The organism is Sphingomonas phyllosphaerae FA2 (assembly GCF_000427645.1).
Taxonomy (GTDB): domain Bacteria; phylum Pseudomonadota; class Alphaproteobacteria; order Sphingomonadales; family Sphingomonadaceae; genus Sphingomonas; species Sphingomonas phyllosphaerae.
In genome coordinates this window covers 2362655-2385822 of sequence record NZ_KE386571.1, presented here as the reverse complement: position 1 = coordinate 2385822, position 23168 = coordinate 2362655, and the positions used below count along the sequence as shown (strand labels likewise).

Genomic DNA, 23168 nt, shown 5'->3' with positions numbered 1-23168 from the left:
CGGGAATCCAGACGCGCAGGTCGTGCTTGAGCCACCAGCGTCAGAGGTTCTGGATTCCCGCCTGCGCGGGAATGACGAAGTGGTGGCTGTCCTACACCCTCCAACATCCGCTACGATCGACGCGCCCGCCGCGCACCGCCCGCCGCCAGAATTGCGCGCCACCCCCAATTAGCGCCACCTTCGCAAACTTCCGCCCCGCGCCCGCCCGCATCTGGACGTTGGCCGACCGGAACCCTAACTTACGCCTGTCGTATTTCGGTGCGACGCCACCGACGCCGGCAACGGCGCATCTCGCGGGGAACCTCCCGCCAAGAACAAGGACATTCTCTTCATGGCCGACAAGCCGACGTCGCTTCAGGACCTGTTCCTCAACGCGCTGCGCAAGTCCAAGACGCCCGTCACCATGTTCCTCGTCAAGGGGGTCAAGCTTCAGGGCATCGTCACCTGGTTCGACAATTTCTCGGTGCTGCTGCGCCGCGATGGCCAGTCGCAGCTGATCTACAAGCACGCGATCTCGACGATCATGCCCGCCGGCCCGGTCGACGTCGCCGGCATCGTCGGTCAGATGAACGACAATCCGCGCAAGCAGCCGCTGCTCCAGGACATTTTCCTCAACGCGGTCCGCAAGTCCGAGGACCCGGTGACGATGTTCCTCGTCAACGGCGTGATGCTGCAGGGCGCGATCGCCGGCTTCGACCTGTTCTGCATGTTGCTCCAGCGCGACGGCATGGCGCAGCTCGTCTACAAGCATGCGGTGTCGACCATCCAGCCGTCGCGCCCGCTCAACCTCTCCGACACCGGCGAGGATGACGACGATACCGACGACGACGGGGAGGATTGATCCACTGTCAGTGACCACCGGCTTTGAGCGCGACCGCGACGAATTCACCCGCGGCGCCCGCGCGATCGTCGTCTATCCCGATCTCGGCGGGTCGAGCCGCGACGCTGAGGCGCGGCTCGAGGAGACCGCCGGGCTCGCCGAGGCGATCGGCGTGCTCGTCGTCGACCGCGTCGCGCTGCGCATCCGCACCCCGCGCGCCGCGACCCTGCTCGGCTCCGGCCAGATCGAGGAACTCGCCACGTGCGCGCGGATGGAGGAGGCCGGGCTGATCGTCGTCGACGGCAGCTTGACCCCGATCCAGCAGCGCAACCTCGAGACCGCGCTCGAGGCCAAGGTAATCGATCGCACCGGGCTGATCCTCGAAATCTTCGGCGAGCGCGCCGCGACCGCCGAGGGGCGGTTGCAGGTCGAGCTGGCGCACCTCGATTACCAGTCGGGGCGGCTGGTGCGCAGCTGGACCCACCTCGAACGCCAGCGCGGCGGCTTCGGCTTCCTCGGCGGTCCCGGTGAGACGCAGATCGAGGCCGACCGCCGGCTGATCCGCGACCGCATGGCGCGGCTGCGGCGCGAACTGGATCAGGTCACCCGCACTCGCGGGCTGCACCGCGAGCGCCGTCAGCGCGCGCCGTGGCCGGTGATCGCGCTGGTCGGCTACACCAACGCCGGTAAATCGACGCTCTTCAACCGCCTGACCGGCGCGCACGTCATGGCCGAGGACCTGCTGTTCGCGACGCTCGATCCGACGCTGCGGCAGGTGTCGCTGCCCGGCATCGACAAGGCGATTCTGTCCGATACCGTCGGCTTCGTCTCGGAACTGCCGACGCAATTGGTGGCGGCGTTCAAGGCGACGCTGGAGGAGGTCGTGTCCGCCGATCTGCTCGTCCACGTCCGCGACGTCGCCCATCCCGACAGCGCCGCGCAAAAGGCCGATGTCGAGGGCGTGCTCGCCGATGTCGGCGTCACCGAGACGACGCCGGTGATCGAGGCGTGGAACAAGCTCGACCTGCTCGACGGCGACGCGCGCGACGATCTGCTCGCGGAGGCGGCGCGCCGCGACGACGTGGTGCCGCTCTCCGCGCTGACCGGCGAGGGCGTCGACGCGCTGGTCCGCCACATCGGCGACCTGCTGACGCAAGGCCACGTCCGCTACACGCTGGCGCTGGAGGCGGCAGACGGGGCAGGGGCGGCGTGGCTTCACGCGCACGGCGAGGTGCTCGACAGCCATGTCGAGGACGAGCGCGTGGTATACGAGGTCCGCATGTCCCCGTCCGACCACGAACGCTTCCTCACGCGCGGGGAGTGACCCTTCCCGTCATCCCCGCGCAGGCGGGGATCCAGACGCGCAGGTTCTCGTGAGACTCGGGACGTCAGAGGTTCTGGATTTCCCCCTGCGGGGGAATGACGGACGCTCCTGAGATCGTCACCCCGGACTTGATCCGGGGCCCCGCTTATTCTTCGCCGGCCCGAGGGATAAGCGGGATCCCGGATCAAGGCTCTCCTGAGCTTGCCGAAGAGTCCGGGATGACGGGGGAGCGTCTACTCGTCCGCCTTGACCTTCACCCACAGCGCCTCTTTCTCCGCCAGCGGCAACCCCGCAAACGTCGTCCCGCCCGCCGCCTCCATCGCCCGGAAGCGCCGCTCGAACTTCCCCGTCGCCGCGCGCAACGCCGCCTCTGGCTCGACCCCCAGATGCCGTGCCCAGTTCACCACCGCGAACAGCACGTCGCCGACCTCATCCGCCACCTCGGCCGGTGTCGTCGCCGCCGCGACCTCGGCCAGCTCCTCGTCGATCTTCGCGCGTGGCCCTGCGGTGTCCGGCCAGTCGAACCCGACCCGCGCCGCGCGGTTCTGGATCTTCTCGGCGCGCAGCAGCGCCGGCAACCCGCGCGCCACGCCGTCCAGCGGGCTCGCCGCGCCCTTGGCGGCACGCTCGGCGGCCTTCACCTCTTCCCAGCGATGATGCCCGCCCTCTGCCTCGCCGCGGAAGATATGCGGATGCCGGCGCTCCATCTTGTCGCTGATCGCCGCCACCACGTCGTCGAACGCGAACGCTCCCGCTTCCTCGGCAATGCGGCTGTGGAACACGACCTGCAGCAGCAAATCGCCCAGTTCGTCCTTCAACTCCCCCAGATCATCACGCTCGATCGCATCGGCGACCTCATAGGCTTCCTCGATCGTATAGGGCGCGATCGTCGCGAAGGTCTGCGCGCGGTCCCATTCGCAGCCGTTCGGCCCGCGAAGCCGCGCCATGATGGCGATCAGCCGTTCGATCATCTCCGCGTCCCTCGTCGCTCAGCGCGCGACCGGCGCGCCGCACGCCATCGCTGGTGGCGGGGGCAGCGCGATCGCGCAACCGTCGTCTTGGCAGGCCGAGCCTTTCTCCGGCGTGACCGTCACCGATGCGGCACCCTTGTTGTTGTCGTAGAAGACCGATGAGAATAGCGGCGGAAACGCATCGTTCACCGCCATATAGAGCCGCCCGCCCGTTGCCGGCGCGACGATCCGCGCGCGATAGGTGTTGGCACCGAGGTAGTCGAAGTCGAGCGGATCGATCCGCACCTTCGCATCCGGGCTGCGGACGATCGCCAGCGGCTTGAGCCAATTGGCGGTGGTCACGCGGCGGTGGAAACGGAAGGGCGTCAGCCACCATCCGCCGCGGTCGCCATGCACCGGGTCGGCGCTGATCCCAAGGTCGCACCATTGCTTCGTAACGCGCAGCGTGACCTGATAGGAGATGCCCGGCGTCAGCGTCTGGTGCAGGTCGGTGCAGGGCCGCCTGGCGGCGAAGTCCACTGCCGCGCCGTTCAGATCGCCGCTCTCCTCGATCGGGCACAATGTCCCGTCGCGTTCGGCCTTGGCGAGCCACCATTGCATCGGCAGCGCAAGCGGGATCGCCACCACCGCCAGCAGCACCGCCAGTGCGGCAATGGTCGGCAGCAATCGCCATTTGACGAACCGCAACGGGCCCAGCCAGACCGGCGAGGTGCGGACCGCCCGTGCCAGTCCGCCGCGATCCGGCTGCGGGGCAATGCCACGGAGCACGCATTCCCAGGCTTCGGTGGACCGCGCGCGGATCGTCGCCCCCAGCCGCCCGCTGGCGATCGTCAGCGCCGCCAGCGCGGCGAGCAGGCCACCCGCCCACACGGGATTGTTGGTATAGGTATCGATCCACGTCGCCGCCACGCCCGGCAGCACCGCCTTCAACGGACTGAACAGCCCCGGCAGCAGACACCGGCTATCCTCGCACAGCGTGGACCGGGTTCCCCATAGCGGCATTGCGAGCAGCGCGACCGTGACCAGGATGAAAGCGAAATAGACGATGCGTCGCCGCCACACGACATCCCACACCCGCGGCATCATCGCGGCGCGCGCCGCGTTACGCGCCGGATCGAGCAGCAACGCCCGCTCGGTGGCCGACAGCAGCGGGACCGTCACGTCCGGTGCGATCGCCGCGGCGCGGGCTGCATCGGCGCCGGTGGCCGGCTGCGGTGCATTCTCGCCGGCGCATTGCGGCGGGTGAATTTCGAACCGTTCGGGGATTGTGATCGGTGCATAGCGATCGGTGCCGCGCATGATCCGCGCCAGCGCGCTTTCGTGAATGCGCGCGGCGGTCAGCAACCCGCGACCGCGCGCGCGCTCCGGCGGCCACGCCAGTCGGGTCTCGGGCGCGGGCGGGTCGAGCAGCGCATCGATTCGGCGCGGCAGGTAGCGGTAATAGCTGTTCAGCCCCGCGCGGCTGTCGTGGATCGGCCCGGCGCTGCTGGCGAGTGCGCGGTGGCGATCGGTGATGACGTCCAGCGTGCGCAGCCCCGCCGCCTGCGCTTCCTCCAGCATCCACAGCAACGAGACATAGCTCAGGCTCTCGTCCGGGTAGCCGCCTCCGACATCCGCGTGCATCCCGGTGAACCAGAATTGTCGCAACCGGTCCTCGTCCACCAGCCCGCGCGCGATCAGGTCGCGCTCGGCCAGCTCGTCCCAGACGAGCGGCTGGAAAGCATCGCGCTGGTCGTCGAGCGCCAGCGCGTGGCGGGCACATCCGACGCGCTTGTTGAGCGCGTAATTGGGCATCGACAGCGGATAGAACCAGTCGTCGATCGCACGCGTGATCTCGACGCTCGGCCCGCCATAGGCTGAGACCGTATCCCATACGCCGACGAAGCGGATCTCGGGGCGGCGATTGCGGCGCAGGCTGTAGCGATCCTCGGGGCGCCGCCGCGCGTCGGTCAGCGCGGCACGCAGCGCGCGCCACGCCTTGGTCGGCCATTGCAGTCGACGCGGCAGATAGCGCCGCCGATAGGCGCGCCACGCGTCCGCCGCCCCGCGCTGCAACGCGGCCTCGCTCTCGGCGGGCACCAATCCCTGCGAGGCGATCAGGGCGATCGCGAGACGGATCGTGAACGCGCCGCGACTGAAACCGAAGGCGTAGATTGTGTCGCCGGGGGCGTAATTTCGGCAGGCGAATCGGTACAGGTCGAGCACGTTGCGCTTCAGGCCGACCCCGAAGATCCCGCCGAGGATCGCCAATGGACGGAACGAGGATGTGCCGACCCCATCGTCGTAGAAAGCGATCTGGGGTCGCAGTCCCGGTTGCGGCGGTCCAAGATCGGCGGCCTCATAGGTACGCCAGACGTTCGTTTTGAACAACTTGCCGCTGCTGTTGCCGGTCCCGTCGGAGAACAGCAGGATCGATTTCGGACGCGGCGTGGCCGCGCTGTCCTGTGCCTGGTCCGTCATCGGCCGCTCACCCCCCGATCGCGCCCCACGTCGTCGCCGATGCTGCGCCCTCGAATGCCGGCAGGCAAGTGCTTGATCGAAGGCGCTAGCGCTTTCCTCGCCAGCGCAGGGATTGCGTGTTGAGCGATCGCAGGTCCGCGCCGCCAGCGACCAGCGCCTCTCCGAGCGCGATCGCCGCCTCAAGGATGGGCAGGGGCGCATGGCGGTAGGCTGGTCGTTCGGCGATGTGATCGTACCAGCGGCCACCACACGCATGGTCGAGCAGAACGCGTTGAAAACAATGGTCGGCACTGATCGGCCAGCCGCGGCTGCGCGCCAGACCCGGCAAGGTTTCGCGGGTAAGCGTCAGCCAATGCCGCTCGCGTGCGGCGCGGTTCGGGTCGGGGGGAAGCGTCACCGACGGCTCACCACGAAGCAGCAGACGGACGGTATCGAGGTCGCATCCGTCCCAAACGCATCGGGGGCCGCACACGCAGCCCCCGAGTAGAATATTTTGCCGGAAGGTGGCCCCGCGCGGGCTCGCCCTCCGGCTTCCGGTCAGATGTGGATCGGCTTGCCCTGCACGGCCATCGCGGCTTCCTTGACGGCTTCCGAATGCGTCGGGTGCGCGTGGCAGGTGTAGGCGATGTCCTCGCTGGTCGCGCCGAACTCCATCGCCTGCGCGGCCTGCGCGATCATCGTGCCCGCAACGCTGGCGATGCACCACACGCCGAGGACGCGATCGGTCTTGGCGTCGGCGATGACCTTCACCAGACCGTCCGGCTCGTGATTGGTCTTGGCGCGGCTGTTGGCCATCATCGGGAACTTGCCGACCTTGATCTCGCCCTGCGCACGCGCGGCCTCCTCGGTCAGCCCGACGCCCGCGATTTCCGGCCAGGTGTAGACGACCGACGGAATGATCGCGTGATTCACGATGCCATGCTGGCCAGCGATATTCTCCGCGACCGCAATGCCTTCGTCCTCGGCCTTGTGCGCGAGCATCGGGCCGGGGACGACGTCCCCGATCGCCCACACGCCATCCGCCTTGGTGCGGAAATCGTGGTCGATCTCGATCTGGCCACGCTGGTTGGTCGACAGGCCGGCGGCCTCCAGATTGAGCCCGTCGGTGTTCGGCCGCCGCCCGATCGACACCAGCACATGGCTCGCCTCGATCGTCGTCGCCTCACCGCCGGCGGCGGGCTCGACGGTCAGCAGCGCCTTGTCGCCCTCGACCTTGATCGCGGTGACCTTGGTCGACAGCTGGAAGTCGATCCCCTGCTTCTTAAAAATCTTGTTCGACTCCTTGCGGATATCGCCATCGAAGCCGGGCAGGATCTGGTCGAGATATTCGACGCAGGTCACCTTCGCGCCGAGGCGACGCCACACGCTGCCCAGCTCGAGCCCGATCACCCCGCCGCCGATCACGACCAGATGCTCCGGCACGGTCGGCAGGTCGAGCGCGCCAGTCGAGTCGACGATGATCTTCTGGTCGATCTCGACGCCCGGCAGCGGCGTGACGCTGGAGCCGGTCGCGATCACGATGTTCTTGGCGGTCACGGTCTGCCCGGCCACGTCGACGCTATGCGCGTCTTTGAACGCCGCACGGCCCTTGAGCCACGTCACCTTGTTCTTCTTGAACAGATATTCGATGCCGCCGGTGAGTTGCTTCACCGCATCGCGGCGCTGGCCGTGCATCGTGTCGAGGTCGAGTTCGACGGTCGTCTTGATCCCCAGCTTGGCCATCGCGCCATTGGCGGCGTGATCGTACAGCTCGGAGGCGTGGAGCAGCGCCTTGGACGGGATGCAGCCGACGTTGAGGCAGGTGCCGCCCAGCGTCTCGCGGCTTTCGGCACACGCGGTCTTGAGCCCGAGCTGTGCGGCGCGGATCGCCGCGACATATCCGCCGGGGCCGGCACCGATCACGAGGACGTCATAGTCGTACTGGTCTGCCATCTTCATCGCTCCATCGTGCTCCTGCGAACGCAGGAGCCCAGGGTTGCTGGCGACACCGCTTGTCGTCCTTGCTTCCTGCGCCGGCAGGAACTCAGAAGAGGGTGTCGTACAAATCCTTCCACTGCGGGTTCGTTCGCTCGATCAATTCGAGCTTCCAGTCCCGCTTCCGCTTCTTCAACCGCGCTTCACGTTGGCGCGCATCCTGTATGTCGTCATGCACCTCGAACCAGACAAGCAAGGTGCAGCCGTATCGCTTCGAGAAACCGTCGATCGCACCAGTACGATGCTGGAAAGCGCGTGCCACCAGATTGCTGGTGACGCCGAGATAGAGCGTGCCGTTACGCTGGCTCGCCATCAAATAGACGTAGCCGGGGCTCTTCATTACGCCGCGATCCCGGTCTTCCTGCGAAGGCAGGAACCCAGAGTCACGGGCGAAACCGCTTGTGGCTCTGGACTCCTGCGTTCGCAGGAGCACATTTTACAGATCGATCAGGATGCGCGTCGGATCCTCGATCGCGTTCTTGAGCGCGACGAGGAAGGTCACCGCCTCGCGGCCATCGATCAGCCGGTGATCGTAGCTGAGCGCGAGGTACATCATCGGGCGCACCACGACCTGACCGTCACGCACCACCGGACGTTCCTCGATGCGGTGCAGGCCGAGCACCGCCGACTGCGGCGGGTTGATGATCGGGGTCGACATCAGCGAGCCGAACACGCCGCCGTTCGAGATCGTGAACGTGCCGCCCTTCATCTCGTCCATCTTCAGCGTGCCGTCCTTGGCGCGCTTGCCGAAGTCGCCGATCGTCTTCTCGATGCCCGCGACCGACAGGTCCTGCGCATCGCGGATCACCGGCACGACCAGACCGTTCGGCGCGCTGACCGCGACCGAGATGTCGGCATAATCGTGATAGACGATCTCGTCGCCCTCTACCGAGGCGTTGACCGACGGGATGTCCTTCAGCGCCATCGTCGCGGCCTTCACGAAGAAGCCCATAAAGCCCAACCGGACGCCGTGCTTCTTCTCGAACAGGTCCTTGTACTTGGCGCGGGCCTCGATCACCGCGGTCATGTCGACGTCGTTGAACGTCGTCAGCATCGCGGCGGTGTTCTGCGCTTCCTTCAGGCGCTTGGCGATCGTCTGGCGGAGGCGCGTCATCTTGACGCGCTCTTCCTTGCGCCCGCTCGGCGCCGCGGCCGACGGGGCCGGAGCAGGGGTGGCAGCCGGCGCGGCCGCGGGCTTCGACGAGGCGGCGGCCGCAACGTCTTCCTTGGTCAGTCGACCGTCCTTGCCGGTGCCCTTCACGGTCGACGGATCGACGCCATGTTCCAGCACCGCGCGGCGCACCGACGGCGACAGGGCAGCGGCGTCACCCGACGGGGCCGCCGACGGGGCCGCAGCGGGCGTCTCGGTGACCGCCGGCTGCGGCGCGGCGCTCTTGGCAGGGGCGCCGTCGCCGCTCTCGATCGTCGCGATCAGCGCGCCCACCTCGACCGTGTCGCCGACCTTGACCGCATGCTGCCCCATTACGCCCGCGACGGGCGAGGGGACCTCGACCGAGACCTTGTCAGTCTCGAGGCTGGCAATCGGCTCGTCGGCGGCGACCGCGTCGCCTGGCTGCTTCAGCCATTCGCCGACCGTTGCTTCGGTGATCGATTCGCCCAGCGTGGGGACCAGAACTTCGGTTGCCATCTCAAACCTCGTCGTCGCGGCCGTGGCCGGTAAGTGGTTGGCTGGCCCCGGCGCGCGCCGGGGCCGTGATCGTCAGGCGGTCGGCGCCGCTGCCTTCTTCGTCGTCTCGGCCTCGCGCGTGCGGCGGATTTCGTCGCGCACGTTATGCCCCAAAGCGTCGGCGATCAGCGCGCCCTGTTCCGCTTGGTGACGCTTCATCAGGCCGGTCGCGGGCGAGGCCGCCGCGGTGCGCCCGGCGTAGCGCGGCCTTGCGACGCGCGCCTTGGCGATGCCAAGCGCCTCTTCGATGAACGGCTCGACGAAGAACCAGTAACCGTTGTTGCGCGGCTCTTCCTGTGCCCAGATGACCTCCTCAAGGTTGGTCATCCGCGCGATCCGCTCGGCCAGCGCCTCGGTCGGGAACGGATAGAGCTGCTCGACGCGGACGATCTGCGTGTTCTTGTCGCCCGCGGCGTCGCGCGCTTCCATCAGGTCGTAGGAGACCTTGCCGGTGCACAGCACCAGCCGCTTCGTCTCGGCATCCGCCGGTGCCGACGGGTCGGAAAGGATGCGGCGGAAGTGCGAGTCGCCGAGGAAGTCCGCCGCGCTGCTCACCGCCAGCTTGTGGCGCAGCAGCGACTTCGGCGTGAACACCACCAGCGGCTTGCGGAAGTTGCGGTGCATCTGCCGGCGCAGCAGGTGGAAGTAGTTCGCCGGCGTGGTGCAGTTCGCAACCTGGATATTGTCGCCCGCGCACAGCTGCAGGAACCGCTCGGGGCGCGCCGAGCTATGCTCCGGACCCTGACCTTCGTAGCCGTGCGGCAACAGCATCACCAGCCCATTGGCGCGCAGCCACTTGGCCTCGCCCGACGCGATGAACTGGTCGATCATGATCTGCGCGCCGTTGACGAAATCGCCGAACTGCGCCTCCCACATCACCAGCGTCTTGGGGTCCGCGAGCGCATAGCCATATTCGAAGCCGAGCACGCCATATTCCGAAAGCGGGCTGTCGAGCACCTCGAAGCTGCCGTGCGGGATCGTCCAAAGCGGCACGAACTTATGCTCGTCGGTCTGGTCGACCCACACCGCGTGACGCTGCGAGAAGGTGCCGCGGCCCGAATCCTGACCCGACAGACGGACGCCATAGCCCTCGTGGAGCAGCGAGCCGAATGCCAGCGCCTCGCCGGTCGCCCAGTCGAAGTTGGTGCCGGTCTCGAACATCTGCCGCTTGGCGTCGAGCACGCGCGACAGCGTCTTGTGGATCGCGATCGTCTCCGGGACCGTGGTCAGCGTGCGACCGATCGAGTCGAACAGCTTCTGCTCGATCCCGGTTTCGACGCTGCGCCGTGCGCTCTCGGCGTCGGCGGGGGCGTGGAGCCCCGACCAGCGACCCGCGAACCAGTCGGCCTTGTTCGGCTTGTAGCTCCCGCCCGCCTCGAACTCGCCTTCGAGCAAGGTGACGTATTGCTTGACGTTGTCGTCGACCCACGCCTGATCCACCACGCCCTCGGCTACCAGTCGCTTGCTGTAAATGTCGCTGACCGGCGGATGCTCACGGATCGCCTTGTACATCAGGGGCTGGGTGAAGCCCGGCTCGTCGCCCTCGTTGTGGCCGAAGCGGCGATAGCACCACATGTCGATCACGACGTCGCGGTGGAACTTCTGGCGGTATTCAATCGCCATCTTGGTCGCGAAGGTCACCGCCTCGGGATCGTCGCCGTTGACGTGGAAGATCGGCGCCTGCACGCCCTTGGCGACGTCCGACGGATAGGGCGACGAGCGCGCGAACTGCGGGCTGGTCGTGAAGCCGATCTGGTTGTTGATGACGAAGTGGACGCAGCCGCCGGTGTTGTAGCCGCGGATCCCCGAGAAGCCGAGGCACTCCCAGACGATGCCCTGACCCGCGAACGCCGCGTCGCCATGGATCAGCACCGGCAGCGAGCGCGAATGCGTCTCCAGATCGCCGGCGATCTGCTGGATCGCGCGGGTCTTGCCGAGCACGACCGGATCGGCCGCCTCGAGATGCGAGGGGTTGGCGACCAGCGACATATGCACCTTGTGCCCGTCGAACTCGCGGTCGGTCGAGGTGCCGAGGTGGTACTTGACGTCGCCCGAGCCGCCGATGTCGTCCGGGTTGGCCGAGCCGCCCGCGAACTCATGGAAGATCACGCGCAGCGGCTTGCCCATGACGTTGGCGAGCACGTTCAGGCGGCCGCGGTGCGCCATGCCGAACACGATCTCGTTGACGCCCGCCGCGCCGCCATACTTGATGACGCTTTCCAGCGCGGGGATCATGCTCTCGCCGCCGTCGAGCCCGAACCGCTTCGTGCCGACATACTTGCGGCCGAGGAACTTCTCCCACTGCTCGGCCTCGATCACCTTGTTCAGGATCGCTTTCTTGCCCTGCGCGGTGAACTCGACCTGCTTGTCCTTGCCCTCCATGCGCTCCTGGAGGAACTTGCGCTCCTCGACATCGGCGATGTGCATGAATTCGAGCCCGACATTGCCGCAGTAATTGGCGCGCAGCGTATCGACCAGCTCGCGGATCGTCGCCCATTGCAGCCCCAGCGAGCCGCCGAGATAGACCGGGCGGTCGATGTCGCTGTCGGAGAAGCCGTGATATTCAGTGGTCAGATCGGCCGGCAGCTCACGCAAACCCGACAGGCCGAGCGGATCGAGGTTGGCGGCAAGGTGGCCGCGCACGCGATAGGTGCGGATAAGCAGCTGCGCACGGATCGAGTCCGCGGCGGCCTTGACGATCGCATCCTGCGAGGGCGCTGCGGCGGCCGGGGCGGGGGCGGGCTTGCCGCCCTTCGCGGGCTTGGGGGCCGGCTCCATCTGCGTCGGGTCGAGCCCGGCGGTCAGGTCGTCGGTGGTGGTCAGCGGCCAACGCTTGTTGGTCCAGGATGGCGCGTTCATCGAGCCTTCGAGCCCTTCGAAGAAATTGCGCCAACCGGTGTCGACCGAGTCGGGCGATTCCTTGAAGCGCGCATAAAGCGCGTCGATGAACTGGGGGCTGACGCCTCCGGCGATGTCGCTGAAATCCTGGCCTTCGTAGCCCATGTCACGCTTCCCCGGCCGCTCGGCTTCTTCTTTAATACGTCACCCCGGCGAAGGCCGGGGTCCAGAGCCGCGAGCGGCCCGCCTGCCGCTCTGGATCCCGACCTCTCCGCCGAGATGACGTCGGGTCGTCTTACTTGTTGAGCACGCTCAGCAGCGTCGAGCCAAGCTCCGAAGGGCTTGCCGCGACCTTGATCCCGGCGGCTTCCATCGCCGCGATCTTGCTCTCCGCGTCGCCCTTGCCGCCCGACACGATCGCGCCGGCGTGGCCCATGCGCCGCCCCGGAGGCGCGGTGCGGCCCGCGATGAAGCCGGCCATCGGCTTCTTGCGGCCGCGCTTGGCCTCGTCGATCAGGAACTGCGCGGCTTGCTCTTCGGCGTCGCCGCCGATCTCGCCGATCATGATGATCGACTGCGTTTCCTCGTCGGCGAGGAACAATTCGAGCACGTCGATGAAGTTGGTGCCGTTGACCGGATCGCCGCCGATCCCGACCGCGGTGGTCTGGCCGAGCCCGGCGTTCGAGGTCTGGAACACCGCTTCATAGGTCAGCGTGCCCGAACGCGACACGACGCCGACCGAGCCCTTCTTGAAGATGTTGCCCGGCATGATGCCGATCTTGCACTCGCCCGGCGTCAGCACGCCCGGGCAGTTCGGGCCGATCAGGCGCGACTTGCTGCCCGACAACGCGCGCTTGACGCGCACCATGTCGAGCACCGGAATGCCCTCGGTGATCGCGACGATCAGCGGCACTTCGGCGTCGATCGCCTCGAGGATCGAGTCGGCGGCGAAGGGCGGCGGAACGTAGATGACGCTGGCGTTCGCGCCGGTCTTCGCGACCGCCTCCGCGACGGTGTTGAAGTTCGGCAGGCCCAGTTCCTCATGGGTGGTGCCGCCCTTGCCGGGGGTCACGCCGCCGACCATCTGCGTGCCGTAATCCAGCGCCGCCCTGGTGTGGAAGGTGCCGGTCTTGCCGGTCATCCCTTGCGTGATGACCTTGGTGTTCTTGTCGACGAGGATGCTCATCGGTTGCCTGTACCTTCTAGCCGTCACCCCGGCGCAGGCCGGGGTCCAGTTGCTACGCCAGCGTCGGGAAGAGGTCGTGCCAGTCGGGGTTCATCGCCTCGATCTGACGCAGCTTCCAGCTCCGCCGCCACTCCTTCATCTGCTTCTCACGCCGGATCGCATCACCGATACGATCATGCACCTCGAACCAGACCAATATCTTGCACCCATATCGGCGGGTAAAGCCTTCCGCGACATTCTCGCGATGCTCCTACACGCGCCTCAACAGGTCGCTGGTTACGCCGATGTAGAGCGTTCCGTTCCGACCGCTCGCCATGATGTAGACGTAACCGCGTTTTTCCATGTTCCGTCATCCTGACTGCGGTCGGGACTGGACCCCGGCCTTCGCCGGGGTGACGGGCAGGGCTTACTTCTCCAACGAACCGTCGATGCCCTTGCAGGCGACCAGCAGTTCCTTAACCGCGTCGACCGAGACCTGAAGGTTGCCCTTCGCCTCGTCCGACAGCTTGACCTCGACCACCTTCTCGACGCCGCCGGCGCCGATCACCACCGGTACGCCGACGTACAGGTCGTCGATGCCATACTGGCCGGTCAGGTGCGCCGCGGCGGGCAGGATGCGCTTCTGGTCGTAAAGATACGCCTCGGCCATCGCGATGCCGCTGGTGGCGGGGGCGTAATAGGCCGAGCCGGTCTTGAGCAGCGCGACGATCTCGCCGCCGCCGCCGCGGGTGCGCTTGATGATCTCGTCGACCTTCTCCTTGGTGGAGAAGCCCATCTCGATCAGGTCGGCGACCGGGATGCCGCTGACGGTCGAATATTCGAGCACCGGGACCATCGTGTCGCCGTGGCCGCCGAGCACGAAGGTGTTCACGTCCTTCACCGACACGCCGAACTCTTCGGCGAGGAAGTGCGAGAAGCGCGCCGAGTCGAGCACGCCCGCCATGCCGACGACCTTGTTGTGCGGCAGGCCGGAGAATTCGCGCAGCGCCCAGACCATCGCGTCGAGCGGGTTGGTGATGCAGATCACGAACGCGTCGGGGGCGTTGTCGCGGATGCCTTCGCCGACCGCCTTCATCACCTTCAGGTTGATGCCGAGCAGGTCATCGCGGCTCATGCCGGGCTTGCGTGCGACACCGGCGGTGACGATGATGACATCGGCGCCGGCGATGTCGGCATAGTCGTTCGAGCCCTTGATCGAGGCGTCGAAACCCTCGACGGGGCCGCACTGCGACAGGTCGAGCGCCTTGCCCTGCGGCACGCCCTCGACGACGTCGAACAGGACGATATCGCCCAAGCCCTTGAGTGCTGCGAGGTGCGCGAGCGTGCCGCCGATATTGCCGGCGCCGATCAGCGCGATCTTCTTGCGGGCCATCCCATCCCTTCCGTCGTTGACGTGTGAATGGTCATGCCGCCTACGCCCTTCGGGTGCAGGGGGCAACCCGTAAAGCGCGTGCGCGCAAACTTTAATTGCAAATGGTTCGCAGCATCATTAGGCGGTGCCATGCCCTTCGGCAAGGTAGCTTTCGGAGCGCATCTCCTCCAGCCGGCTGACGGTGCGCTGGAATTCGAAGGCGCCATCGCCATGCGGATAGAGCTGGTCCGGTTCGGCGTCGGCGGAGGCCAACAGCTTGACCTTGTGTTCGTACAAGGCGTCGATGAGCTGGACGAAGCGCGCGGCCTCGTTGCGGTTGTCCGGACCCAGCACCGGGATGCCGACGAGGATCACCGCGTGGTAGCGCCGGGCGATCGCGAGATAGTCGGCGGCGCCCCGCGCCTCGCCGCACAGCTTCTTGAACGCGAAAACCGCCACGCCTTTCAACGTCTTGGGCACGCGCAACGTGCGGCCCTGGACGATCAGTTCCTCCGCGGGAACATGCTGGCGATCCTCGGGCGGGTAGTCGGTGAGGCGGAAGAAGGCGGCGGAGAGGTCGGCGGTCGCCTGCTCGCCGTTGGGAACGCACCACGTCTTCTGCGAGCCGAGCCGGTCGCGGCGATAATCGACCGGACCGTTGAGCGCGATGACGTCCAGCCGCTCTTCGATCAGCGTGATGAAGCCGAGAAAATGCTCTCGATTCAAGCCGTTCTTGTAGAGGTCGGTCGGCGCGCGGTTGCTGGTCGTCACCACCGTCACCCCGGCTTCGATCAGCGCGGTGAACAGCCGCGACAGGATCATCGCGTCGGGTGAGTTGGTGACCATCATCTCGTCGAAGGCGAGCAGCCGCGCCTCGTCGGCGAGCGCCTCGGCGACGGGGAGGATCGGGTCGCCCTGTTCCTTGCGGCGCTCGACCGCAATACGCGCGTGGACCTCCAGCATGAACTCGGCGAAGTGGACGCGGCGCTTCTTCGCAATGCCGACATGATGGAAAAAGAGGTCCATCAACATAGACTTGCCGCGGCCGACGCCGCCCCACATGTAGAGCCCACGCGCCGGAATCGGACGGCGTCGGAACAGGCCGGTGGTGCGTGGCTTCTCCAGCTCGGCGGCCAGCGCGTCGAGGCGGGCGGCGCCGGCGGCCTGCTCGGCGTCGAGACGCAGTTCGTCGGCTGCGATCAGCGTTTCATAGGCGGCGAGCACCTTGCCCATGTCGTTCCTTCCAACGTCGATGTTGCTGTGCACAATAATCGGCTGCTTTGGGCGAGCCGGCGCAATCGATCAAGTCGCACGCCGGTAGCGCGAGGTGCCGCGTTCGTCGCGGCGCGTGCCGGAGCGACCCCGAAAATACCCCCGTTCGGACGCGTGCGGTGGCGTATCGAAGGCGATCAGGCGACAATCGGCGACCCCGGTCACGAACGGGAGCACAAAAAAACCAGCGCCCCGGACAGGGCGCTGGTTCGTGTAACTTCGCTCGCGATGACGGCGGCGAGCGCCCGGCGTCAGACCAGCCGCTCGACTTCCATCTTCTTGATCTCCGCAATCGCCTTGGCGGGCGACAGCCCCTTGGGGCAGGTGTTCGCGCAGTTCATGATCGTGTGGCAGCGATACAGGCGGAACGGGTCCTCCAGCGCGTCGAGCCGCTCGCCGGCCATTTCGTCGCGGCTGTCGGCGAGCCAGCGATATGCCTGGAGCAGAATCGCCGGGCCGAGGAACTTGTCGCTGTTCCACCAATAGCTGGGGCAGGACGTCGAGCAGCACGCGCACAGGATGCACTCGTACAAGCCGTCGAGCTCGGCGCGCTCTTCCGGCGACTGGAGCCGTTCCTTGCCGGCCGGCGGCGGGGTGACGGTCTGCAGCCACGGCGTGATCGACGCATATTGCGCGTAGAAATGGGTGAAATCGGGAACGAGGTCCTTGATCACGTCCATCGCCGGCAGCGGGGTGATCTTGATCTCGCCCTTCACGTCCTCGATCGCGGTGGTGCAGGCGAGGCCGTTGCGTCCGTCGATGTTCATCGAGCACGACCCGCAGATGCCCTCGCGGCACGAGCGGCGGAAGGTAAGCGACGGGTCCTGCTCCGACTTGATCTTGATGAGCGCGTCGAGGACCATCGGGCCGCATTCGTCGAGGTTGACCTCGAACGTGTCGTAGCGCGGGTTCTGGCCCGAGTCGGGATCGTAGCGATAGACCTTGAAGTTGCGCATCGTGCCGCCGGGTTGCGGCGACGGATGCTTCTGCCCACCCTTGATCTTGCTGTTCTTCGGGAGCGTGAACTCGGCCATGCGCGCGTCTCGTCTTCGTCAGGGATCGTCGGCGCACAGGGGGCGCACCGGCGCCGTTACTCGGGCGGCGGGTACACGATCGCGAGGCTCGCCGCAAACATGCCCGTCGCCCGCCTAGTTAGCTATTATGCTCCGCGGCTCAAGAGGCGATCGCACGTTCCAGCGCCGCGACGTCGATCCGCACCATCTCCATCATCGCCGCCATCGCCTTCGCCGCGTGCTGCGGGTCGTTCATCAACTCGGTCAGACGGCGCGGCACGATCTGCCAAGCCAAGCCCCAGCGATCCTTGAGCCAGCCGCACTGCATTTCCACGCCGCCATCGGCGAGGAAGGCGTCCCAATAGCGATCCACCTCCGCCTGATCGGCGCAATCGACCGACAGCGACATCGCTTCGCTGTGCTGCGGACCGGGGCCGCCGTCGAGCAGCGCGAACCCGCGACCGGCCAGCGTGAACTCGACCGTCAGCACCTTGCCCGCCGCGCCGCCGGGATAGTCGAGCGGCGCGCGCATGATCCGGTCGATCGTGCTGTCGGGGATCAGGGCGGTGTAGAAGCGCGCCTGTTCCTCGGCGGTGCCGTTGCACCACAGCCAGGTCGTCACCTTGTCGGTCACGCCGACCGCGTCCCGACAAAGCCGATCCGTGCGCCGTCCGGGTCGGCGGCGACGACCGAGAAATGGTCGTGCGGGATCGGATCGGGACCCTGAAGGATCGTGCCGCCGCCCTCGACCACGCGCGCGACCGCCGCGTCGACGTCATCGACCTGTGCGTAGAAGAGCCAGCCGGGGACGCCGTGCGGCAACACCGGCATCGTCGCGCCGAGACAGGTGTCGCCGGCGTGCACGAACTTATACTCGCCGAGCGGCCCCATCGGCATCCCGCCCTCGTGCCGCCAGCCGAACACGCGCGCATAGAAGGCCAATGCGCGTTCCTGATCGGGCGCGGTCAACTCGTTCCACACCATCTGCCCCGGTCCGTCGTAGGGCGAGGTGACGAAGGCGCGCGACGGCTGGTCCATCGCGCCACGCATCACGTAGAAGGGTCGCCCCTCGGGATCGGCGAGCAGCGCCATGCGACCGACGCCGTCCATGTCGACCGCCGGCATCAGCAGCGTGCCGCCGGCGTCCTGCGCGGTCGCGATCGCGGCGTCGACATCGTCGACCCCGACATAGAACAGCCAGCCGGGTTTCGCGTCGGGCTGCGGGCGCGGCATCAGCCCCGCGACGCCCTCGCCGCCCGCCGTGCTGACGATCCGATAGTCCATGCCCGCCACATCGCCCGACGGCGCGACTTGCCAGCCGAACAAGCGTTCGTAGAAAGCCTGTGCGCGGTCGGCGTCGGCGGCGTGATATTCGTACCAGATCGGGGTGCCGTGCGGGTTCCTCATGCTGCCTCTCCTGCCGAGGCGGCGGACATGTCCATGTGCACCGTCTCCCAGATGTGACCGTCGGGATCTTCGAACGCGCCGCCGTACATGAACTGCTGATCGGCGATCGGGCGCGTCTCGGTCCCGCCCGCCGCGCGTGCGGCGGCATGGATCGCATCCACCGCCGGGCGATCGTCGAACGACAGGCAGAACAGCGCCGCGCTGACCTGCTGCGTGTCGGCGATCGGCTTGTCGGTAAAGGTGGCGTAGAAGCCGTGGTCGAGCAGCATCACGCTGATCGCGTCCGACCAGCGCATCGCCGAGGCGACGTCGTTCGAAAAATCGGGGTTCTTCTCGAATCCGATCGCTTCGTAGAAGGCGGTGGCAAGGGCCACATCGCCGACCGGCAGGTTGATGAAGATCGTCCGCATCGCGCTCGCCCTCTCCCCGAGTCGTTATCGCGCCATCATGCGCCAACGCCTGTGCGCGGCAAGTGCCAGGAAACCGGCGCCAGATGCATGCGTTCAACCCCCGTTCTCCAGCCCCGAACCGGCCGGGCGAGGCGTGCGGCGGGTTGACGCGGGCGCGCCGGCTTCGCAGTGGTTCCACAAACTCCAGTGAAACGGCCCCGACGCATGACCGATATTCCGAACACGCAGCCCGACAGCCGCGACACCACGATCCTCGATGCGCCCGACAAGATGGTGCGCGTGCGCGACCTGTTCGGGATCGATTCGGATATGGAAGTGCCGGCCTTCTCGGTCGCCGACGAGCGCGTGCCCGATCTCGACCCCGCCTATGTCTTCGATCCCGACACGACGCTGGCGATCGTCGCGGGCTTTGCGCACAACCGCCGCGTGATGGTGCAGGGCTATCACGGGACCGGCAAGTCGAGCCATATCGAGCAGGTTGCGGCGCGGCTGAAATGGCCGTGCATCCGCATCAACCTCGACGCGCACATCAGCCGCATCGATCTGGTCGGGCGCGATGCGATCGTACTGCGCGATGGGCAGCAGGTGACCGAGTTCCGCGAGGGGCTGTTGCCGTGGGCGCTCCAGACCCCGACCGCGCTGGTGTTCGACGAATATGACGCGGGTCGCCCGGACGTGATGTTCGTGATCCAGCGCGTGCTGGAAACCGAGGGCAAGCTGACCTTGCTCGACCAGAATCGCGTGATCCGCCCCAACCCCTATTTCCGACTGTTCGCGACCGCCAATACGGTCGGGCTGGGCGATACCAGCGGGCTGTATCACGGCACGCAGCAGATCAACCAGGGGCAGATGGACCGCTGGAACGTGGTCGTGACGCTCAACTATCTGCCGGCGGTCACCGAGGCGCGGATCGTGCTCGCCAAGTCGGGCGAATATGACAAGCCCGAGGGCAAGAAGCTGGTCGAGAACATGGTCCGCGTCGCCGACCTGACGCGCAAGGGCTTCGTCAACGGCGACATCTCGACCGTGATGAGCCCGCGGACGGTCATCACCTGGGCGCAGAACGCGCTGATCTTCGGTGACGTCGGTTTCGCGTTCCGGCTGTCGTTCCTGAACAAGTGCGACGAGGCGGAACGCGCGTTGGTGGCGGAATATTACCAGCGCGTGTTCGGCAAGGACCTGCCCGAGAGCGTGGTGGCCCGCGGATGACACGCGCCGAGGCATTGCAACGGCTCCGTCAACATCGCGACGATCTGCGGGCGATGGGGATCGAGCATGTCGCGATCTTTGGGTCAACCGCGCGTGGCAGTGCCGGTGAGCAGTCGGACTTGGATCTCGCAGTGCGACTTCGCGACGACATGCGACTGGGGTGGGACTTTTTCACGCTCGATGAACGCGTCGCCGCGCTGCTGGGCGTGCCGGTCGATATCGTCACCGAGCCCGTTTCGCGTCCCCGCCTGCAAGCCGAGATCAACCGTGACCGCATCGACGCTTTCTGACCGCACACGATTGCGGTTGCGCGACATGATCGACGATGCCGATCGAATCCTGCACTTCGTCGACGGCATGACCCTTGCGATGTTCGTCGCCGACGAACGCACGGTTTTCGCGGTCGAGCGGTTGCTCCAGCGGATCACCGAAGCGGCCGTGCAGATCGCTCCTGCGGAAGCGGCGCAACTCGGTCCCGATGTTCCCGTCGCAAAGATGAGGGGCTTCGGCAATCGCCTGCGTCACGAATATCGCGAGATCGCCCGCGACGTAATCTTCGACCTGGCCCGCATCGAGGTGCCGCGGATCCGTGCGGCCGCCGAACGGGCACTGGAGCGCTGATGACCACCGATGCCGCTTCGTTTGTTCGCCAGCGCGTGTTCGGCAAGGATCTGCCCGAGAGCGTGGTGGCGAAGGGTTGATGCCGGGGGTGGACTAAGCTACTTAGTCCACTCGAGGAGACGGGCGATGGCCGAGGCCGATCCGCAGAAGACCTTCAACGTTCACGAGGCCAAGACGCAATTGTCGCGGCTGATCGAGCGCGCCCATGCGGGCGAGGAGATCGTGCTGGCCAAGGCGGGCGTGCCCTATGCCAAGCTGGTCCCGATCGACCCGCCGGTGCCCGCCCGGCGGATGCCGGGGCGGTTCCGTGGCCTGATGGACCTGTCGCCCGAAGAGGCGGTCGCCCCCTGCTTCACCGACGCGGAACTGGACGAGATCGAGAACCGCAGCATCTTTCCGCCGAAGCATTGATGCGACTGCTGCTCGACACGCATGCGCTGCTATGGTGGTGGTTCGACGACGCGACGCTGCCGGATCGGGCGAAGGCGGCGATCGGGGATCGTGACAACGAGGTCTACGTCAGCGCGGCGTCGGGCTGGGAGATCGCGACCAAAGTCCGCAAAGGGCAACTGGCCGGCATTGCCGACCGGATGGCAAACTTCGAGCACTATCTGGCCGACGACGGGTTTCGCGCGTTGTCGATCACGATGGCGCATGGCGTGCGCAGCGGTGCGCTGCCGGGGGCACATAAAGACCCTTTCGACCGCATGCTGGCCGCTCAGGCACTGATGGAGGACCTGATTCTGGTGACGTGCGATAAGGTAATGGCCAATTTCGGCTGTGAGACGTTCTGGTAATGACCACCGACACTCCCCTCGACCGCTTCAAGGCCGTGCTCGGCGGGACGGCGCGTGCGCTGTCCGACGAGGCGGAGCTGGAACTCGCCTATACCGCCGATGCGCCGGCGCAGTCGGGCAAGCATCTGCGCGTGCCGATGCCGGCGCGGACCTTGCCCGCCGAGCAGGTCGCGGAGGCGCGCGGGTTCGCCGATGGTTTCGCGCTGCGGCTGCGCCATCATGACGACGCGCTCCACGCGCGGGGCGCGCCTGCCGAGGCGACGGCGCGATCGGTCTATGATGCGATCGAGAATGCGCGCGTCGAGGCGCTGGGCAGCCGCGGGTATGACGGGATCGCCGACAATCTGGCGCGTGCGCTCGACGTGCGGTTGCGCAGCGACCCGATCACGCGCGCGCGGACGAAGAGCGAGGTGCCGCTCGCCTCGGCATTGGGGCTGATGGTGCGCGAGGCGCTGACCGGGCGGCTGCCGCCGGCCGAGGCGGAGCCGGGGCTGGCGCTGGTGCGCGAGTGGATCGACGCGAAGGTCGACCTGTCCGCGCTCGCGCTCGCGCTCGATGACCAGCGCGCCTTCCAGGGGCTGACGCGCAAGCTGCTCGAACAGCTCGAACTCGTCGAGGGCGAGCAGGAGCCGCAAGACAGCGACGAGGGCGGGGAGGACGAGGAAGGCGAGGAAGGGCAGGACACGGACGAGGCCGACGAGGGCGAGGCGGAAGGCTCCGAAGGCGAATCCGAGGTCGAGGCGCGCGGCCAGCAGCGCGACGATCAGTCGCAGGAAGGCGAGAGCGAGCAGCTCGAAGGCGACGACATTGACGACGCCGAGGGCGAGCCGGGCGACGATGGCGAGGAAGGGATGCAGCCGGTGCGCCCCAACCGCCCGCCGGCCGATCTGTCCGCGCAGTTCGATTACAAGGTCTGGACCGAGCGGTTCGACGAGGTCGTCGCCGCGACCGAATTGTGCGACGCCGAGGAACTGGCGCGGCTGCGCGGCTATCTCGACCAGCAGCTCGTCCATCTGCAATCGGCGGTGTCGAAGCTCGCCAATCGCCTCCAGCGGCGGTTGATGGCGCAACAGTCGCGGTCGTGGGATTTCGATCAGGAAGAGGGGCTGCTCGACGCCGCGCGGCTGGCGCGCGTCGTGGTCAATCCGACCCAGTCGCTGAGCTACAAGATCGAGCGCGACACCGATTTCCGCGATACGGTGGTGACGTTGCTGATCGACAATTCGGGGTCGATGCGCGGGCGGCCGATCTCGATCGCGGCGATCAGCGCGGATATCCTCGCGCGGACGCTGGAGCGGTGCGGGGTGAAGACCGAGATCCTCGGCTTCACCACGCGGGCGTGGAAGGGCGGGCAGAGCCGCGAGACGTGGCTGGCCGCCGGTCGGCCACCGCAGCCGGGGCGGCTCAACGACGTCCGCCACATCGTCTACAAGCGCGCCGACGAGCCGTGGCGGCGCGCGCGCCCTGCGCTGGGTCTGATGATGCGCGAGGGGCTGCTGAAGGAGAATATCGACGGCGAGGCGCTGCTGTGGGCGCACGCGCGGATGATGGCGCGGCCCGAGGAGCGGCGTATTCTGATGGTGATTTCGGACGGTGCGCCGGTCGACGATTCGACGCTGAGCGTTAATTCGGGATCGTATCTGGAGCGGCATCTGCGGCAGGTGATCGCGTGGATCGAGAAGCGATCGCCCGTCGAGCTGGTCGCGATCGGGATCGGGCATGACGTGACGCGCTATTACAGTCGCGCGGTGACGATCATGGATGCCGAGCAATTGGGCGGGACGATCATCGAGCAGCTCGCGGCGCTGTTCGATGCGGAGTGACGTCG

22 protein-coding genes and 1 pseudogene are annotated in these 23168 nt (G+C 67.0%); 8 read left to right on the top strand and 15 right to left on the bottom strand.

Annotated elements, in window-relative coordinates; all coding sequences use genetic code 11:
- The first annotated feature begins 331 nt into the window (after positions 1-331).
- Positions 332-841 (top strand): RNA chaperone Hfq, encoded by a 510-nt coding sequence (gene hfq, locus SPHPH_RS0111535; protein ID WP_028966829.1) that lies wholly within the window; start codon positions 332-334, stop codon positions 839-841.
- A gap of 10 nt (positions 842-851) precedes the next feature.
- Entirely contained in the window at positions 852-2144 is a 1293-nt protein-coding gene (gene hflX / locus SPHPH_RS0111530) for a GTPase HflX (protein ID WP_028966828.1), read from the top strand.
- A 233-nt stretch (positions 2145-2377) separates the two neighbouring features.
- Here hflX and mazG read toward each other — a convergent pair whose 3' ends face one another.
- The 15 genes and pseudogenes from mazG to SPHPH_RS0111455 all read right to left on the bottom strand — a co-directional run bounded on the left by mazG (position 2378) and on the right by SPHPH_RS0111455 (position 18713).
- On the bottom strand, positions 2378-3115 hold the full coding sequence (gene mazG, locus SPHPH_RS0111525; RefSeq protein WP_028966827.1) for a nucleoside triphosphate pyrophosphohydrolase: 738 nt from the start codon (positions 3113-3115) through the stop codon (positions 2378-2380).
- A gap of 18 nt (positions 3116-3133) precedes the next feature.
- Entirely contained in the window at positions 3134-5575 is a 2442-nt protein-coding gene (locus SPHPH_RS20495; protein ID WP_028966826.1) for a T6SS phospholipase effector Tle1-like catalytic domain-containing protein, read from the bottom strand.
- A gap of 85 nt (positions 5576-5660) precedes the next feature.
- On the bottom strand, positions 5661-5972 hold the full coding sequence (locus SPHPH_RS0111515) for a hypothetical protein (RefSeq protein ID WP_028966825.1): 312 nt from the start codon (positions 5970-5972) through the stop codon (positions 5661-5663).
- 140 nt (positions 5973-6112) lie between these two features.
- Positions 6113-7507, bottom strand: coding sequence for a dihydrolipoyl dehydrogenase (gene lpdA, locus SPHPH_RS0111510; RefSeq protein WP_028966824.1), 1395 nt, complete (start codon positions 7505-7507; stop codon positions 6113-6115).
- Positions 7508-7598: 91 nt separating this feature from the next.
- On the bottom strand, positions 7599-7889 hold the full coding sequence (locus SPHPH_RS0111505) for a GIY-YIG nuclease family protein (protein ID WP_028966823.1): 291 nt from the start codon (positions 7887-7889) through the stop codon (positions 7599-7601).
- A 96-nt stretch (positions 7890-7985) separates the two neighbouring features.
- Positions 7986-9197: a 2-oxoglutarate dehydrogenase complex dihydrolipoyllysine-residue succinyltransferase gene (odhB, locus tag SPHPH_RS0111500; RefSeq protein ID WP_028966822.1), complete on the bottom strand. Its 1212-nt coding sequence runs from the start codon at positions 9195-9197 to the stop codon at positions 7986-7988.
- A 72-nt stretch (positions 9198-9269) separates the two neighbouring features.
- Entirely contained in the window at positions 9270-12239 is a 2970-nt protein-coding gene (locus SPHPH_RS0111495) for a 2-oxoglutarate dehydrogenase E1 component (protein WP_028966821.1), read from the bottom strand.
- A 130-nt stretch (positions 12240-12369) separates the two neighbouring features.
- Positions 12370-13260, bottom strand: a complete 891-nt coding sequence (gene sucD / locus SPHPH_RS0111490; RefSeq protein WP_028966820.1) for a succinate--CoA ligase subunit alpha — start codon at positions 13258-13260, stop codon at positions 12370-12372.
- Positions 13261-13312: 52 nt separating this feature from the next.
- A pseudogene (locus tag SPHPH_RS19580) lies at positions 13313-13603 on the bottom strand (GIY-YIG nuclease family protein).
- Between the two features lie 63 nt (positions 13604-13666).
- Positions 13667-14632, bottom strand: coding sequence for a malate dehydrogenase (gene mdh, locus SPHPH_RS0111480; RefSeq protein ID WP_028966819.1), 966 nt, complete (start codon positions 14630-14632; stop codon positions 13667-13669).
- A gap of 117 nt (positions 14633-14749) precedes the next feature.
- On the bottom strand, positions 14750-15844 hold the full coding sequence (zapE, locus tag SPHPH_RS0111475) for a cell division protein ZapE (protein WP_028966818.1): 1095 nt from the start codon (positions 15842-15844) through the stop codon (positions 14750-14752).
- A 290-nt stretch (positions 15845-16134) separates the two neighbouring features.
- Positions 16135-16917, bottom strand: a complete 783-nt coding sequence (locus SPHPH_RS0111470; protein ID WP_028966817.1) for a succinate dehydrogenase iron-sulfur subunit — start codon at positions 16915-16917, stop codon at positions 16135-16137.
- Positions 16918-17056: 139 nt separating this feature from the next.
- A complete protein-coding gene (locus tag SPHPH_RS0111465; RefSeq protein WP_028966816.1) occupies positions 17057-17530 on the bottom strand; it encodes a VOC family protein in 474 nt (157 codons plus the stop codon).
- Positions 17527-18303 carry a VOC family protein gene (locus tag SPHPH_RS0111460; RefSeq protein WP_028966815.1) on the bottom strand — a complete coding sequence of 259 codons (777 nt, stop codon included), beginning with the start codon at positions 18301-18303 and terminating at the stop codon, positions 17527-17529. Before SPHPH_RS0111460 ends, SPHPH_RS0111465 begins: the two co-directional genes overlap by 4 nt.
- Positions 18300-18713 (bottom strand): VOC family protein, encoded by a 414-nt coding sequence (locus SPHPH_RS0111455; protein WP_028966814.1) that lies wholly within the window; start codon positions 18711-18713, stop codon positions 18300-18302. Before SPHPH_RS0111455 ends, SPHPH_RS0111460 begins: the two co-directional genes overlap by 4 nt.
- Positions 18714-18917: 204 nt before the next feature.
- Here SPHPH_RS0111455 and cobS point away from each other — a divergent pair, with 204 nt between their 5' ends.
- From cobS to cobT, 6 genes are all read left to right on the top strand, one after another.
- Positions 18918-19922, top strand: a complete 1005-nt coding sequence (cobS, locus tag SPHPH_RS0111450) for a cobaltochelatase subunit CobS (RefSeq protein ID WP_028966813.1) — start codon at positions 18918-18920, stop codon at positions 19920-19922.
- Positions 19919-20212, top strand: a complete 294-nt coding sequence (locus tag SPHPH_RS0111445; protein ID WP_028966812.1) for a nucleotidyltransferase family protein — start codon at positions 19919-19921, stop codon at positions 20210-20212. The genes cobS and SPHPH_RS0111445 overlap by 4 nt, the downstream gene beginning before the upstream one ends.
- Before the next feature lie 25 nt (positions 20213-20237).
- On the top strand, positions 20238-20543 hold the full coding sequence (locus SPHPH_RS0111440) for a HepT-like ribonuclease domain-containing protein (RefSeq protein WP_238303059.1): 306 nt from the start codon (positions 20238-20240) through the stop codon (positions 20541-20543).
- Positions 20544-20669: 126 nt separating this feature from the next.
- A complete protein-coding gene (locus tag SPHPH_RS0111430; protein ID WP_028966810.1) occupies positions 20670-20954 on the top strand; it encodes a type II toxin-antitoxin system Phd/YefM family antitoxin in 285 nt (94 codons plus the stop codon).
- Complete coding sequence (locus SPHPH_RS0111425; protein WP_028966809.1) at positions 20954-21340, top strand: type II toxin-antitoxin system VapC family toxin; 387 nt, start codon at positions 20954-20956, stop codon at positions 21338-21340. The genes SPHPH_RS0111430 and SPHPH_RS0111425 overlap by 1 nt, the downstream gene beginning before the upstream one ends.
- Positions 21340-23163 (top strand): cobaltochelatase subunit CobT, encoded by a 1824-nt coding sequence (cobT, locus tag SPHPH_RS0111420; RefSeq protein ID WP_028966808.1) that lies wholly within the window; start codon positions 21340-21342, stop codon positions 23161-23163. Before SPHPH_RS0111425 ends, cobT begins: the two co-directional genes overlap by 1 nt.
- Positions 23164-23168 lie beyond the last annotated feature (5 nt).

Bases quoted from the DNA above. Each gene is read 5' to 3' on its own strand.
- hfq (WP_028966829.1), top strand. From the start codon at position 332: ATGGCCGACAAGCCGACGTCGCTTCAGGACCTGTTCCTCAACGCGCTG.
- mazG (WP_028966827.1), bottom strand. From the start codon at position 3,115: ATGATCGAACGGCTGATCGCCATCATGGCGCGGCTTCGCGGGCCGAAC.
- SPHPH_RS20495 (WP_028966826.1), bottom strand. From the start codon at position 5,575: ATGACGGACCAGGCACAGGACAGCGCGGCCACGCCGCGTCCGAAATCG.
- lpdA (WP_028966824.1), bottom strand. From the start codon at position 7,507: ATGGCAGACCAGTACGACTATGACGTCCTCGTGATCGGTGCCGGCCCC.
- SPHPH_RS0111505 (WP_028966823.1), bottom strand. From the start codon at position 7,889: ATGAAGAGCCCCGGCTACGTCTATTTGATGGCGAGCCAGCGTAACGGC.
- odhB (WP_028966822.1), bottom strand. From the start codon at position 9,197: ATGGCAACCGAAGTTCTGGTCCCCACGCTGGGCGAATCGATCACCGAA.
- SPHPH_RS0111495 (WP_028966821.1), bottom strand. From the start codon at position 12,239: ATGGGCTACGAAGGCCAGGATTTCAGCGACATCGCCGGAGGCGTCAGC.
- sucD (WP_028966820.1), bottom strand. From the start codon at position 13,260: ATGAGCATCCTCGTCGACAAGAACACCAAGGTCATCACGCAAGGGATG.
- mdh (WP_028966819.1), bottom strand. From the start codon at position 14,632: ATGGCCCGCAAGAAGATCGCGCTGATCGGCGCCGGCAATATCGGCGGC.
- zapE (WP_028966818.1), bottom strand. From the start codon at position 15,844: ATGGGCAAGGTGCTCGCCGCCTATGAAACGCTGATCGCAGCCGACGAA.
- SPHPH_RS0111470 (WP_028966817.1), bottom strand. From the start codon at position 16,917: ATGGCCGAGTTCACGCTCCCGAAGAACAGCAAGATCAAGGGTGGGCAG.
- SPHPH_RS0111460 (WP_028966815.1), bottom strand. From the start codon at position 18,303: ATGAGGAACCCGCACGGCACCCCGATCTGGTACGAATATCACGCCGCC.
- SPHPH_RS0111455 (WP_028966814.1), bottom strand. From the start codon at position 18,713: ATGCGGACGATCTTCATCAACCTGCCGGTCGGCGATGTGGCCCTTGCC.
- cobS (WP_028966813.1), top strand. From the start codon at position 18,918: ATGACCGATATTCCGAACACGCAGCCCGACAGCCGCGACACCACGATC.
- SPHPH_RS0111445 (WP_028966812.1), top strand. From the start codon at position 19,919: ATGACACGCGCCGAGGCATTGCAACGGCTCCGTCAACATCGCGACGAT.
- SPHPH_RS0111440 (WP_238303059.1), top strand. From the start codon at position 20,238: ATGATCGACGATGCCGATCGAATCCTGCACTTCGTCGACGGCATGACC.
- SPHPH_RS0111430 (WP_028966810.1), top strand. From the start codon at position 20,670: ATGGCCGAGGCCGATCCGCAGAAGACCTTCAACGTTCACGAGGCCAAG.
- SPHPH_RS0111425 (WP_028966809.1), top strand. From the start codon at position 20,954: ATGCGACTGCTGCTCGACACGCATGCGCTGCTATGGTGGTGGTTCGAC.
- cobT (WP_028966808.1), top strand. From the start codon at position 21,340: ATGACCACCGACACTCCCCTCGACCGCTTCAAGGCCGTGCTCGGCGGG.